15 protein-coding genes and 1 pseudogene are annotated in these 12835 nt (G+C 32.8%); 13 read left to right on the forward strand and 3 right to left on the reverse strand.

Features of this window, described 5'->3' with window-relative positions; translation table 11 throughout:
- The first annotated feature begins 47 nt into the window (after window positions 1-47).
- The 4 genes from HMPREF9129_RS03485 (at window position 48) to HMPREF9129_RS12225 (ending at window position 2622) form a co-directional block, all read left to right on the forward strand.
- Window positions 48-1196: an iron-containing alcohol dehydrogenase gene (locus HMPREF9129_RS03485; RefSeq protein WP_004820404.1), complete on the forward strand. Its 1149-nt coding sequence runs from the start codon at window positions 48-50 to the stop codon at window positions 1194-1196.
- Between the two features lie 283 nt (window positions 1197-1479).
- Window positions 1480-1758: an IS110 family transposase gene (locus HMPREF9129_RS12215; protein WP_004820405.1), complete on the forward strand. Its 279-nt coding sequence runs from the start codon at window positions 1480-1482 to the stop codon at window positions 1756-1758.
- Between the two features lie 52 nt (window positions 1759-1810).
- Window positions 1811-1972 carry a hypothetical protein gene (locus HMPREF9129_RS12220; protein WP_004820407.1) on the forward strand — a complete coding sequence of 54 codons (162 nt, stop codon included), beginning with the start codon at window positions 1811-1813 and terminating at the stop codon, window positions 1970-1972.
- A gap of 437 nt (window positions 1973-2409) precedes the next feature.
- Window positions 2410-2622, forward strand: coding sequence for a transposase (locus tag HMPREF9129_RS12225; protein WP_004820408.1), 213 nt, complete (start codon window positions 2410-2412; stop codon window positions 2620-2622).
- A gap of 242 nt (window positions 2623-2864) precedes the next feature.
- Here HMPREF9129_RS12225 and thiW read toward each other — a convergent pair whose 3' ends face one another.
- The 3 genes and pseudogenes from thiW to thiM form a co-directional block, all read right to left on the reverse strand.
- Entirely contained in the window at window positions 2865-3368 is a 504-nt protein-coding gene (thiW, locus tag HMPREF9129_RS03500) for an energy coupling factor transporter S component ThiW (protein WP_004820409.1), read from the reverse strand.
- Entirely contained in the window at window positions 3358-4005 is a 648-nt protein-coding gene (gene thiE, locus HMPREF9129_RS03505) for a thiamine phosphate synthase (RefSeq protein WP_004820411.1), read from the reverse strand. The genes thiW and thiE overlap by 11 nt, the downstream gene beginning before the upstream one ends.
- Window positions 3992-4788 (reverse strand): annotated as a pseudogene (thiM, locus tag HMPREF9129_RS12230) (hydroxyethylthiazole kinase). The gene thiE and the pseudogene thiM overlap by 14 nt, the downstream one beginning before the upstream one ends.
- A 356-nt stretch (window positions 4789-5144) precedes the next feature.
- On the opposite strand from thiM, the gene HMPREF9129_RS03515 reads away from it, so the two are divergent.
- The 9 genes from HMPREF9129_RS03515 to rplA all read left to right on the forward strand — a co-directional run bounded on the left by HMPREF9129_RS03515 (window position 5145) and on the right by rplA (window position 12616).
- Window positions 5145-6350 (forward strand): MFS transporter, encoded by a 1206-nt coding sequence (locus HMPREF9129_RS03515; protein ID WP_004820417.1) that lies wholly within the window; start codon window positions 5145-5147, stop codon window positions 6348-6350.
- Between the two features lie 112 nt (window positions 6351-6462).
- Window positions 6463-8961, forward strand: a complete 2499-nt coding sequence (gene mprF / locus HMPREF9129_RS03520) for a bifunctional lysylphosphatidylglycerol flippase/synthetase MprF (RefSeq protein WP_004820418.1) — start codon at window positions 6463-6465, stop codon at window positions 8959-8961.
- Window positions 8962-8979: 18 nt separating this feature from the next.
- On the forward strand, window positions 8980-9201 hold the full coding sequence (locus HMPREF9129_RS03525) for a hypothetical protein (RefSeq protein ID WP_004820420.1): 222 nt from the start codon (window positions 8980-8982) through the stop codon (window positions 9199-9201).
- A 268-nt stretch (window positions 9202-9469) separates the two neighbouring features.
- Window positions 9470-10252: a MerR family transcriptional regulator gene (locus HMPREF9129_RS03530; RefSeq protein ID WP_004820422.1), complete on the forward strand. Its 783-nt coding sequence runs from the start codon at window positions 9470-9472 to the stop codon at window positions 10250-10252.
- 172 nt (window positions 10253-10424) lie between these two features.
- Window positions 10425-10574, forward strand: coding sequence for a 50S ribosomal protein L33 (rpmG, locus tag HMPREF9129_RS03535; protein ID WP_004820424.1), 150 nt, complete (start codon window positions 10425-10427; stop codon window positions 10572-10574).
- A gap of 18 nt (window positions 10575-10592) precedes the next feature.
- Entirely contained in the window at window positions 10593-10811 is a 219-nt protein-coding gene (gene secE / locus HMPREF9129_RS03540) for a preprotein translocase subunit SecE (protein ID WP_004820425.1), read from the forward strand.
- 20 nt (window positions 10812-10831) lie between these two features.
- Window positions 10832-11395, forward strand: coding sequence for a transcription termination/antitermination protein NusG (gene nusG, locus HMPREF9129_RS03545; RefSeq protein WP_040552489.1), 564 nt, complete (start codon window positions 10832-10834; stop codon window positions 11393-11395).
- A 57-nt stretch (window positions 11396-11452) separates the two neighbouring features.
- Window positions 11453-11878: a 50S ribosomal protein L11 gene (rplK, locus tag HMPREF9129_RS03550; RefSeq protein ID WP_040552271.1), complete on the forward strand. Its 426-nt coding sequence runs from the start codon at window positions 11453-11455 to the stop codon at window positions 11876-11878.
- Between the two features lie 39 nt (window positions 11879-11917).
- Window positions 11918-12616 (forward strand): 50S ribosomal protein L1, encoded by a 699-nt coding sequence (gene rplA / locus HMPREF9129_RS03555; protein ID WP_004820431.1) that lies wholly within the window; start codon window positions 11918-11920, stop codon window positions 12614-12616.
- Window positions 12617-12835 lie beyond the last annotated feature (219 nt).

Raw genomic sequence — 12835 nt, forward strand, 5'->3', positions numbered from 1 at the left:
CTTTTAACATACAAAGAGAAAACGTTTTATATTAAGGGGGAAATGTTATGGCTACTTTTAGCGTACCTAATAAAATAGTACATGGGGAAAATTCATTAGAAGTTTTATCTTCTTTGAAAGGTAAGAGAGCAACTTTAGTAACTGGTGGAAGTTCAATGAAGCGTTTTGGCTTCTTGGATGAAGTTACTAAGATACTAGAAGATGCTGGATTTGAAACTCAACTTATTGACGGTGTAAATCCTGACCCAACTGTGGAAGAATGTCTTCTAGGCGGAAAGAAAATGGAAGAGTTTGGTCCTGATTGGATAATTGCCATAGGTGGCGGTTCTGCAATGGATGCAGCAAAAGCTATGTGGGTATTCTATGAACATCCAAACTATGATTTTGAAAAATTAGTTTCTTTTGACAACCCACCACTAAGACAAAAAGCTCGTATGGTATGTATACCTTCAACTTCAGGAACAGCTTCTGAAATCACAGCTTTTTCTGTAATAACTGATCCGGTAAAACAAATAAAGTATCCATTAGTACATCCTGACTTTGTTCCGGATATAGCTATTATAGACCCAAGACTACCACAAAAAATGCCACCACTTATCACAGCTCAAACAGGTATGGACGTTATGACTCACGCTATTGAAGCAATTGCTTCAACTGCAGCTGATGATTATACTACTCCTTTGGCAGTTAAAGCGGTTGAGTTAGTTCTTAAATATCTTGAAAGAGCCGTTAAAGATGGAGACGATATGGAAGCAAGAACTAAAATGCATGATGCGTCAACTCTTGCCGGTATGGCATTCTCAAATTGTTCATTAGGTATTGTACACAGTATGGCTCACAAGATTGGTGGTATATTTCACTTAACTCATGGAGAAGCAAATGCAATAATGCTACCATACATCATCGACTACAATAGAAAAGAAAGTGATAGCTATGATATGTTAGAAGATACTTTAAGAATAGATGACATAGCTGAAGAAGTTAGAAAACTTAACGAAGCTGTTGGATTGACTTTGAATATTAAAGATGGAAAGAACACAGTAATTGAAGAAGATAAATTCCTTGAAGTGTTAGATACAATGTCAGCTAATGCATTTGCAGATGCTTGTACTCTAACTAATCCAAGAAAGACTAGCCCTGAAGATATCAAGAAAATCTACACAGCAGCTTACTATGGAGAAAAAATAGATTTTTAATTTAAATTTAAAAAGATAGCGTGAAATTTTTAGGCACTATCTTTTTAGTACCATAAATAGTGTAAGAAAGGAAGTAATTCCTATCTTGCACTATTTTTGTATAATGAAGAAGTAGTATGACGAGCGTCTTTTAGGGTTAAAACATCCGACATAAAAACTGTCAACTACCTCTTCATTATTCATATTCGGTTAAGCAGGTTGGGCAAAACGTCCGTGTCACAAGTTAAAATGAGTCTAATGGTGCAGGTAGAAACTACAAAAGAAAAAAGAAAGAAGGCAAAACATGATATCTGTAGGTATAGACATATCAAAAGAGAAATTTACAGTTTGTGCATTAGAACAAGGAAGCAAAATAATTTGGAAACCATTTGATGTTTCAATAAACAAACCAAAACTAGAAGAACTTCTAGAGAAGCTAGAAAAAATAAAGGAAGAAGTAAAAATAACAATGGAAGCAACAGGAAAATATCATCTACCGATACTTTATGAATTAAAAGATAGAGGATACTTTGTTTCAGTAATAAATCCATTAAAGATGAAACAATTTTGCCGAGCCTTTTAGAAAAGCAAAAAATGACAACATAGATGCAAAACAAATAGCAGAATATGGACTAATGTATTGGAAAGAATTAGAAGACTACAAATTAGATGAAGAAAACTACAGAGTCTTAAAAGAATTAAATAGAAACTATCAACATTACATGGATCTAAGAATCAACCAAATGAACTTCATAGACCAAACAATATATCAAACATTTCCAGGAATAAAAAACTAATCCCCATGGATCAGGAGACTTTTCAAAAGATAAATTATTAGACCTTTTAGAAAAATGGTGGCATAAAGACCTAGTATTAGAAAAAACAGAAGAAAAATTTGTAGAAGAATATAAAGCGTGGGCAAAAGAAAAGAGATACCATCTAAATGTAAACAAAGCAAAAACAATTTACAGCTTAGCAGAGGATAGTATCTCAACACAACCTTCCCATAACTCAAAAATAGGAACAAATATCAGAGAAGGAATAAACCTGATAAAGCAAATAAATCAGATTTTAAATAACATTTTATTATAAATGATGGAAATATCCGAGCCCGTAGAAGAATATCAAGAAGTAAAAAAAAATCTCAGGCATATCAGACAAATTAGCAGTATAAATAGTATCAGAATTTGGTGACTTATTAAAATTTAAAAATAAAAAATGTCTAATATCATTTATGGGAATAGACTCACCACCATATGAATCAGGAAATTTTAAAGCAGACCAAAGGAAAATAAGTAAAAGAGGAAACGCAATACTAAGAAAAGTAGGCTACCAAGCAATGAAATGTATGATGAGTGCAAAAAATTCAGAAAACGAAATATATAACTATATGATAAAAAAGAAAAAGAAGGTAAAGTCAAAAAAGTTTTCAAATTTGCAGGCTTAAACAAATTCTTAAGAATCTACTACGCAAGAGTTATGGAGGCAAAAGCCGAGAAAAAAGAATTAAAAGTAGCATAGATTTGGAAAAACACTAAAAAAAGCTGATTATTTACTTCGGCTTATTTGCCATGCGCTAATTTAATTATTCAAACAATCAAATAACCTGAAATTAATTTCAGGTTAAGTTTGACTTTTGTTAGCAGGTTTTTATGTCTATTTAAAATTGTTCCTTAATAGATACTAAATCTATACTAACTTGTTAAATAAGTTTGCTTTTAAAAGTATTTTGGCAATTATTATTCCTAAGATACTTCCTGTAATGCTTGCCGGAATCCACATTGGCATAAAAAACCAAATTGGTTCACTGTCTAAGCTTAGACCGGGATAAGTGAAAAAATATCTCATAGGATAATATGAAACTAAAGCACCTATTATACCAGTTCCAAAAACTTCTCCAATGCCGGCTGCAAAAAGTGATTTTGTCTTTTTATATAGAATAGCAGATAGCACAGCACCGAAGACAGCGCCGGTGTAAGCTGTAAAAGGTCTACCAAAAATGAACATACGAACTGTGCCGCTGATAAAAGCTTGTGCCAAATTATAAGTTGGTCCTAAGAAAACTGCTCCGACTACATTTGTAGCATGTTGGAATGGAACAAAGTTTGTTATAAATGCCACGCTTGAAACGGCTATATTAATTGCGGCAAAAAGCGCTGCTAAAATCATCTTCTTTAATTTTTTATTTTGCATTAAATGACCTCGTGTTTTCTCTATATTTATTTAGTAAGTATTCTGTTTCAGATTTTTTATCTTCTGCCATAAGTATTCCTGTGACTACTGCGTATCCAGCGACATCAATGTCTTTTAAATCATCTATTGTATTTCTGTTTATTCCGCCTATTGCAACGACAGGGATGCTTACAGAAACTGCAATTGAACTTAAAATTTCAGGGTTCATATCATAAATTACATCTTTAGTTTGAGTTGGGAAGACTGCACCAACTCCAATGTAATCAGCACCTAAAGATTCGGCTTCTTTTGCCATTTCAATGGTTTGAGTGCTGACGCCTATAATTTTATCTTCTCCAAGGATTTTTCTTGCGATATCAGCGGGCATATCAGTTTGTCCGAGGTGAACTCCGTCTGCGTTGATAGCAAGTGCTATATCTATTCGGTCATTAATCAACAATTTAGCATTATATCTATGGCAAAGTTCTTTTAATTCTGTAGCTAATTTTAAAAATTCACGAGTAGTTGCATTTTTTTCTCTGAGTTGTACTAATTTTGTTCCGCCAATTAAAGATTCTTCAATTTCATTTAATAAATTATCTCCTGTAATTAGGTCTCTGTCTGTTACAAGATAGATTGAGTAATCAACACTTTTCAATTTTTGCACCTTCTTTCAAAATTTTATAATTGATTGTAGATAGCTCATTAATCAAATTGATGTGAAAATCTCCAAGTCCACGTATTCCATTCTTTGCTCGTTCACCAGCTACGGACATAAGTGTTGTTATTGTAAGAGCAGATTCTAAAAAGTTATTTGTTGCAGCTGCTCCGGCTGATAGAAGTCCGGTTAGCATACAACCACAACCTGTTACCAATTGCATTTCTGCAACGCCATTGTCAATTGAGTAGCAAGTTTTGCCGTCAGTTACATAGTCAATTTTTCCGGTTACAACAATAACTGAATTTGTAATTTGACTTGCTTTTATTGCAACATCTACCATGGATATTGACTCATCAACAGATGCATCAACTCCTTTAGAGTTTGAAGATTTATTTACTATATAAGCTATTTCAGAATAATTACCGTGAATTATAGAAATTTTATTTTTATAAATCCATCTGTAAATTCATTTCTTATTGAAGAACTTCCAGCGCCAACAGCGTCAAGCACTAATGGCTTTTGATATTTTTCAGCCATTTTTGCGGCAAATCTCATTTCTTTCAAAGATTCTTCACATATTCCACCTAGATTTATATAGACAGAGCCTGAATTTTTTATAATATCTTCAAGTTCTAGTACTGAGTGAGCCATAATAGGTGAGGCGCCTATGGCAAGTATGGCGTTTGCAACGTCATTGATTGTGACATTGTTTGTAAGACACTCAATCAAAGGTCTTTTTTCTTTTATAGTTTTAAGTTCCCTCTCAAAAATTTTTTCCATTAAAGTCTCCTTAAAATAAAAAATACTCCCTGTGGGAGTAAGCACGCAAAAATTATGTAATGCTTCCTTCCACGGTGTTAACCGACAGGTTCTAAGGGTCAGGTTTTAGCCTTCTCAACTCAAAGAGTCCCCCTGCATGTCACCATACTACCATAGATTTTAAGAATTAACAATTACTAAGAAATTGAAATATGAAAATGATAAAGCAAGATAAGGACTGCTTTTTGAAAAATTGTGATTAAGAGTAATAAATTTTAATTTTCTTACGAGATTTATAATAAAGTAGTTGGATTCACAGACTTTTTACAAATAAATGGTAAGATGTATTTAAACTTATATCAAAAAGAGGGTTGTGTATGAAAGGTAATAAAAAAGTTGTTTCAGGTGCAATGGCATTTATTTTCTTAATGGGAATAGTCAGTTTGTTTTCGGATATGACACACGAAGGTGCAAGAAGTATATTGGGAGAATTTTTAAATTTAACAGGTGCGTCTGCAACCACTATAGGTTTTGTATCTGGGATAGGAGAGCTACTAGGTTATTCTCTTAGGATAGTTTCGGGATTTATTGCTGATAAGACAAAAAAGTATTGGACGATAATTATAGTTGGATATTCGTTGCAAGTTTTAGCTATACCGGCTCTTGCATTTGTGCCGGAACAAGGATGGATAATAGCTTGTGTATTAATAGCGCTTGAACGAATAGGAAAGGCAATTAAAAAGCCGGCTAAGAATACTTTGGTAAGTTTTGCTGCAAGTGAAATTGGAGTTGGAAAGGGATTTGCATATCAAGAATTTTTAGATCAATTGGGTGCTTTTATAGGGCCTGTGATTTTATTTTTAATAAATATTATAAAGGGAACAGATGATTTGATATCAACTTATAGATTGTGTTTTATAGTTTTGGGAATTCCGGCTGTTATAACTATAAGTTTGGTTCTATTGGCAAAATTAAAATACCCTAATCCGGAAATATTTGAAAAGGAAGTTGAGCAACATAAGGAGTTTAGCTTTCAAAAGTCATTTGTATTATATATGGTTGCAATTTGTCTATTTGCATTTGGATTTGCCGATTTCACAATTATAACATTTCATGTTGCAAGGGTAAATGTGTTTGATATTTCAAATTTGAGTTTGCTGTATGCATTGGCAATGGCAGTGGATGCAATTGCAGCTCTGTTTTTTGGTTGGCTATTTGACAAAGTTGGTCTCAAGGCTCTTATGTTATCAACTTTTTTGAGTGCGTTTTTCTCTGCATTTATATTTTTGACAGAAAGCAAGTCTATGATAATAACAGGTATTGTTCTATGGGGAATTGGAATGGGAACTCAAGAAAGTATTATGAAAGCAGAGGTCAGCAAGATAATTCCAAGATCTTCAAGGAGTATGGGTTTTGGGATTTTTGAAACGGGATTTGGAGTGGCTTGGTTTTTGGGAAGTTGGTTACTGGGATACCTCTACGATGTAAATATAACTTACTTGGTAGTGGTTTCAATAGTAGCTCAAATATTGGTGATAGTTTCTTATGGGATATGTATATTTGTGAGAAGAGAAGATTATTGAAGTAAGTGAACTGTAAATAAATTATTTCTTAGACAAATTGTTATAAAAAATAAACCTAAAACTAAAAATATTCATAGAAAAAGATACTATAATATATAGTGGAGGGCGAAAGATGTTTGTTAATGATAAGATAAAAAAGAATTTAAAAAATTTACTAATACTCACTATATTTATTTTTTCTATAATCACGTTAAAAAATGAAGTTGGTCACATTCAAAGGTCAGATATTAAAAATATAATAGACAATATAGGCGTAGACAATTTAGTTATAATGATTTTATTGGGTGTGTTCTTGTTTAGTTTTAGTATTGTATATGATATTTTTATGGCTCGAAAGTTGGATATGAAATTGAGTTTGAAAAATATCATAAATATAGGCTGGATATGTCAGTCTTTTAATTATACAGTTGGAATGGCAGGGATAGCCGGATTCTCTATCAGAAAATCACTGTATGCACAAGAGGGGCAAGATTCTAAGAAAGCTGACAAAGTTTCTATAGCGGTAATAATATATTCGGCTTCGGGACTGTTTGTGTTGAGTTTGCTTTCTATAATAAACTTTAAAGAGATAGGAACCAACTACAAAGCACTTTTTATTTTGGTAGATATTTTGTTTTTAATGGTATATCTCTTTATAGATAAGTTGCAGCGTTTTTTTAAACGAGAACTTGTAAGCTTTGAATTTTTAGATTTTAAAACTAAATTACCGCTTATTCTAATATCAGCTGTAGAATGGATTTTTGCATCACTTTATTTTTCAATACTGTTCAAACTGCTAGGACGTGATTTGTCCATAGTTGACTTGGCTCTTATATACTCCGTTTCTACAATGGCGGGAATAATATCAATGATACCTGGTGGATTTGGTTCTTTTGAAGGAACTGTTTTAATGCTTGGAAGATTGTATGGTGTAAGTACGGATGTGTTTTTTCCTGTGCTTATAATTTTCAGATTGGGATATTATATAGTGCCTTGGCTGATAGGAATAGTATTATTTGGATTGACGGAATATAAATTCAAAACAGAAAATAAAAACTATGCACTATATCTAAAAATGACTCGTAATTTACTTGGAACGTTGACTTTAATTTCAGGGATTATGATGATGCTAAGTGCTCATCTGCCAGTTTGGTTAGAATTTTTAAGGTATAGTTTTGCCGGTGTGTTGATAGAGAGAAATGTACCTATAATTTCACTTTACATAGGTTTGGTGTTAGCTGTTATTTCAAAGACTATATTCACAGGAATAAAAAAGGGCTACTATATAGTCATCATTATTATGGCTGCAACGAGCATATATTACTTTATCGAGGGATATAGTATATTGATGTCCACATTACTACTGTTAATAGCAATGTCTCTCGTGTTAAACAAGAAGGCATTTGAAAATAAGTTTATAAAATTTAAAGTGGAAAATTTAAAAAATGCTCTATTTATAACAGTTTTTGGAATGGTAGTATACGGAGTGATTTACAACATCTTCCATAAAATTAATTTCTTTACTTCAAAAGGTAAGTATTCTTTAAGTTTTATTATGGAAAATTGGTATTGGATACTATGTTTTCTATTTATTACTACAATCAGTTCTCTAATTGTAATCTATATTAGCAGAGATAATAGCAATATGTTTGAATTGACCGAAGAACAGATGGAATTGTATGAGGATTTAAAAAAGGAGTATCCTAATACCATGTATTCACAAATTTTCTATTCAGGAGATAAATATCTATTCTTTAATCAAGAAAAGAATGTGGCAATAATTTACACACCTTATGGAAACAATTTATTTGCACTCGGTGATCCGATTGGAGATTCAGAGTATTTTGTTCATGCCATAGATGAGTTTGTAGCTTGGGGAACTTCAATTGATATGCTAGTGAGCTTTTATGAAGTTAGTAATAAATATTTAGATTCATATATTGCCAATGGATTTAGACTTTTAAAGTTGGGCGAAGAGGCAAAGGTTGATCTCAGTGAACTTACAACAGAGGGTAAGAAGGGAAGAAATAATAGAAGCACATTAAATAAGATGGCAACTGAACAATGCACATTTGAGGTTTTGGAACCGCCGCTTTCAAATGAGACATTCCAAAGATTAAAACAAGTGTCAGATGAGTGGCTAAACGGGCGAAAGGAAATGGGCTTTTCTATTGGAGTCTTCGACGAGGAGTATCTGAATAGAAATAAAGTTTTTGTTATAAAAGACAAAAATGGAGATATAGTCGCTTTTTCAAACCTTATTGAAGTTTTAAACACTAGTGGCATCGCCATAGATTTAATGCGCCACAAAAGAGATAGCATAAATGGAATTATGGATATTTTATTTGTAAGTATAATGATTTGGGCTAAACAAGAGGGTTATGAGTATTTTAATATAGGTATTTCACCACTTTCTAATTTGGGAGAGAAACCATATTCTGATGGATATGAAAAGTTGTTAAATTTGGCGTATAAATTTGGAAATAAAATATATAGTTTTAAAGGACTTCGTTCATATAAAGAAAAATTTAGACCTAATTGGTCGAATGTGTACTTGGCGTATAAGGACAATAAGGTGATAACAAAAGTGTTGATCGACTTATTTAAACTTTGTCATGTGCCAAGAGATTGATGTTTATTAGGAGAAAATATGAGTTCAAAATTGGCATCTATGACTAACAAGAGCAGCAGAGCTGACTTCGAAGAAATTTGTGCAGTGTTAGAAAAAGAGTTAGGAGAGGAAATGCTATATAAAATTGTAAAAAATTTTGACGACTCAACTGTCACAATGGCTACTTTTGAAAAATTTTACTTTAGAACCAGTAGCTATGCAAATTTAACCATATTGTTTACTGAAAGAAAAGATATGTAAGAGGTGGATATAATAGGATCTCCCGGGTGAGAGGGCGTTTTTAATATTAGTTGGGGTGCTAACTCAAATTTTGCCTTAAAATCAGCAGACATATTTGCAAAGTATGGATTTAATTTTGTAGAAGAAAATTAAAGTTTTAAGTCGAGGTTGACCTGTCCTCTGGGGACAATGCTATTCTCTTGTTAAGGGGTGGTAGTATGCTTAGAAATGAAGTTGAAAAGATAACAAACTTACCAGAAAGGCTATAGAATATTACGAGAAAAAGGGTTTGATAAATCCAAGTAAGATTGAAAATGGATATAGAGATTATTCAGAGAGTGATGTAGAGAAACTGCAAAAGATAGCTGTCTATAGAAAATTGGGACTTAGTATTTCTGAAATAAAAAGTTTAGACAGTGGTCATTCAATTGGTTCATTAGCTATAGAAAAAGAAATGAAGCTGAGAAAGCAAAATAAGAAAAACGAACTCTTAAATAAATTGGCGAGTGGAGTTAAGATTGAAGAAATAGAAGATGAGATAGCTATTTTAGAGATAACAGATTCTATTTATGACAAACTTGAGCGAGCATTTCCAGGTTATTTAGGTCAGGTGTTTTTTAGTGCGTATAAACCATTTTTAGAAGAGTCTTTAAATGAAGAGAATACAAAATATTTTGAAGAATATATCTCATTTATGGATAGCTTGCCAACACTTGATTTATCAGAACAAGAGATAGAGTATATCGAGAAAGTATCAAGTGAAATAACAGTATATATGTTAGACGAAGTCAATCGAAATAAAGTAGAAGCTATAAACAATGTGGAAAGTTGGCTGTCGGATAAACAAAGTAAAATCGAAGAGTATGAAGCGTATAAGGCAAGTGATGAGTATAAAAATAGCTATTTAAAATCCATTGATGATAAATTAAAAAGATATATGCAAGACAACAACTATTATACAGTGGCTGTTGATCTACTCAGAAAGATTAGTCCAAGTTATAATGAATATTATAAAAATTTACTTATAGCCGATGAAAAATATTTAGACTTGAAAAATAATGCTAAAATTTAAACTATAAATTTGAGAGTGAGAAAAAGCATATATTCATCTAAAAATAGCAAAAAATCGTGTAATAATCTTTACAAAGTAACGGCTTTGTGATAATATACATGAGTAAATTTAACACGAAGGTCATTGACCAGCAAGGGCTCTCAAGAGGCCCTTTTTTATAGGAGGTGTTTTTATGGCTGATAGAGTGGTTTTAGAGTGTACACAATGTAAACAAAGAAATTATGTCACTTATAAGAACAAGAAGAATACTACTGAAAGGTTAGAACTAAAGAAGTATTGTAAGTTCTGTAAGGAGCATACAACTCATAAGGAGACTAAGTAACTTTAATAGGAGGACGAAATGGCAACTAGCAAGGAATCTGTTCAAAAAGTAGAAGACAAGAGCCTAGGAAAATATTTCAGAGGCGTGAAATCAGAATTCAAAAAAGTTGTTTGGCCTACAAAGAAAGAAATAGTTAACTTATCTATGATTGTAATAACAGCAGTTATAGCTTTTTCTATTCTTCTTACAATATACGATAAGATTGTTATGTTCTTATTAAACCTAATCATAGGATAGGTGATATTTTGGATCAAGAAATATGCGAACCAAAAACTAACGGGGAAGAACAATCATATCAGAAAGAAGATAAGGCAAAATGGTATGTAATTCATACTTACTCAGGGCACGAAAATAAGGTAAAAGACAATATGGAAGCAATGGTCCAAAATAGAAATATGCAGGACTATATCTTAGACATCCAAGTTCCACTTGAAGAATATGTAGAAAGTAAAGATGGACATAGAAAAGTCAAAGAGAGAAAAATGTTCCCTTCATATGTCTTGGTGAAGATGATTATGAATGATGAATCTTGGTACCTTGTTAGAAACACTAGGGGAGTAACAGGGTTTGTAGGTCCCGGATCTAAACCTGTCCCTCTTTTAGATGAAGAAGTACGAGTTCTTGGAGTAACTGATGACAAAGAGTTATATGGGAACTATGAAGTTGGAGAAGAAGTCAAAGTGATTGATGGACCTTTCAATGATTTTATGGGGAAGATAGACTCTTTAAATTATGAAAAAGGTAAAGTTAAAGTTTCTATATCAATGTTTGGTCGAGATACTTTAGTCGAATTGGGCTTCAATCAAATTATTAAGAAGTAGAATAAGAATTCTATGAAGTGGGAGGGTAATCCCGATTTACCACAAGGAGGAAATAAAATGGCAAAGAAAGTAATCGCACTTGTAAAATTACAAATTCCTGCCGGGAAGGCAACACCGGCACCACCAGTAGGTACTGCATTAGGACCTCACGGTGTAAATATTATGCAGTTTACAAAAGAATTTAACGCAAAAACTGCTGATCAAGCTGGTCTTATAATTCCGGTAGTTTTAACAGTATATCAAGATAGATCTTTTACATTCGTAACAAAGACTCCACCAGCTGCAGTTTTAATTAAAAAAGCAATTAATTTAAACTCAGGAAGTGGAGAACCTAACAAGAAAAAAGTAGGCAAGATAACTAAGGCTCAAATTAAAGAAATAGCTGAAACTAAATTACCTGACTTAAACGCAGCAAGTGTTGAAGCAGCTATGAGCATGATAGCTGGTACAGCAAGAAGTATGGGTGTAGAAGTAATAGATTAGTGGGAGGAGTATTCCGTTAATACCACAAGGAGGGAATTAATGCCAAAAAGAGGTAAAAAATATTTAGAAAGTGCTAAACTTGTAGATAGAACTAAACTTTATGATGTAGCTGAAGCTATGGAACTTGTAACAAAGACTCCAACTACAAAATTTGACTCAACTGTTGAACTTGCAGTAAGACTTGGTGTAGACCCTAGACATGCAGACCAACAAGTTAGAGGTACTACAGTACTTCCTCACGGAACAGGTAAAAGTGTTAGAGTACTTGTACTTGCAAAGGGAGATAAAGTAAAAGAAGCTGAAGCTGCTGGTGCAGACTATGCAGGTGGAGAAGAACTTGTTGAAAAAATTCAACAAGAAAACTGGTTTGAATTTGATGTAATGATAGCAACACCTGATATGATGGGTGTAGTTGGTAAAATAGGTAGAGTTTTAGGACCTAAAGGTCTTATGCCAAACCCTAAGTCAGGAACAGTTACATTTGATGTACAAAAAGCTGTAGAAGAAACTAAAGCTGGTAAGGTTGAATATAGAGTAGACAAAGCTGCTATAATCAACGTTGCTATTGGTAAAGTTTCTTTCGGAACAGAAAAACTTACTGACAACTTCAACTCTATTATGCAAGCTATAATCAAAGCTAAACCAGCTGCTGCAAAGGGAAGATACTTAAAATCAGTAACTCTTGCAACTACAATGGGTCCTGGAATCAAAGTAAACGGACAAAAATTAGCTGAATAAAAACATCTTAAGAAGCGGAATTCCGCTTCTTTTTTTAAGGCTCTATGTCAAACATTGGGGAGGCTCATAAAATCGAGCCTCTCATTATATGTAAAAATCAACACATAGCAGCTAAAATAAGTCCAAAACTAAAATAAAACAAAAACCACTAAAAATAAGCATAGCAAACAAAACTCCTAGGAGTTTTCAGAAAATTTAATACCCTTTTACCAACTATTT

The organism is Peptoniphilus indolicus ATCC 29427 (genome assembly GCF_000227315.1).
Taxonomy (GTDB): domain Bacteria; phylum Bacillota; class Clostridia; order Tissierellales; family Peptoniphilaceae; genus Peptoniphilus; species Peptoniphilus indolicus.

Excerpts from the sequence above, each read along its gene's own strand:
- HMPREF9129_RS03485 (WP_004820404.1), top strand. The coding sequence starts at position 48 with ATGGCTACTTTTAGCGTACCTAATAAAATAGTACATGGGGAAAATTCA.
- HMPREF9129_RS12215 (WP_004820405.1), top strand. The coding sequence starts at position 1,480 with ATGATATCTGTAGGTATAGACATATCAAAAGAGAAATTTACAGTTTGT.
- HMPREF9129_RS12220 (WP_004820407.1), top strand. The coding sequence starts at position 1,811 with ATGTATTGGAAAGAATTAGAAGACTACAAATTAGATGAAGAAAACTAC.
- HMPREF9129_RS12225 (WP_004820408.1), top strand. The coding sequence starts at position 2,410 with ATGGGAATAGACTCACCACCATATGAATCAGGAAATTTTAAAGCAGAC.
- thiW (WP_004820409.1), bottom strand. The coding sequence starts at position 3,368 with ATGCAAAATAAAAAATTAAAGAAGATGATTTTAGCAGCGCTTTTTGCC.
- HMPREF9129_RS03515 (WP_004820417.1), top strand. The coding sequence starts at position 5,145 with ATGAAAGGTAATAAAAAAGTTGTTTCAGGTGCAATGGCATTTATTTTC.
- mprF (WP_004820418.1), top strand. The coding sequence starts at position 6,463 with ATGTTTGTTAATGATAAGATAAAAAAGAATTTAAAAAATTTACTAATA.
- HMPREF9129_RS03525 (WP_004820420.1), top strand. The coding sequence starts at position 8,980 with ATGAGTTCAAAATTGGCATCTATGACTAACAAGAGCAGCAGAGCTGAC.
- rpmG (WP_004820424.1), top strand. The coding sequence starts at position 10,425 with ATGGCTGATAGAGTGGTTTTAGAGTGTACACAATGTAAACAAAGAAAT.
- secE (WP_004820425.1), top strand. The coding sequence starts at position 10,593 with ATGGCAACTAGCAAGGAATCTGTTCAAAAAGTAGAAGACAAGAGCCTA.
- rplK (WP_040552271.1), top strand. The coding sequence starts at position 11,453 with ATGGCAAAGAAAGTAATCGCACTTGTAAAATTACAAATTCCTGCCGGG.
- rplA (WP_004820431.1), top strand. The coding sequence starts at position 11,918 with ATGCCAAAAAGAGGTAAAAAATATTTAGAAAGTGCTAAACTTGTAGAT.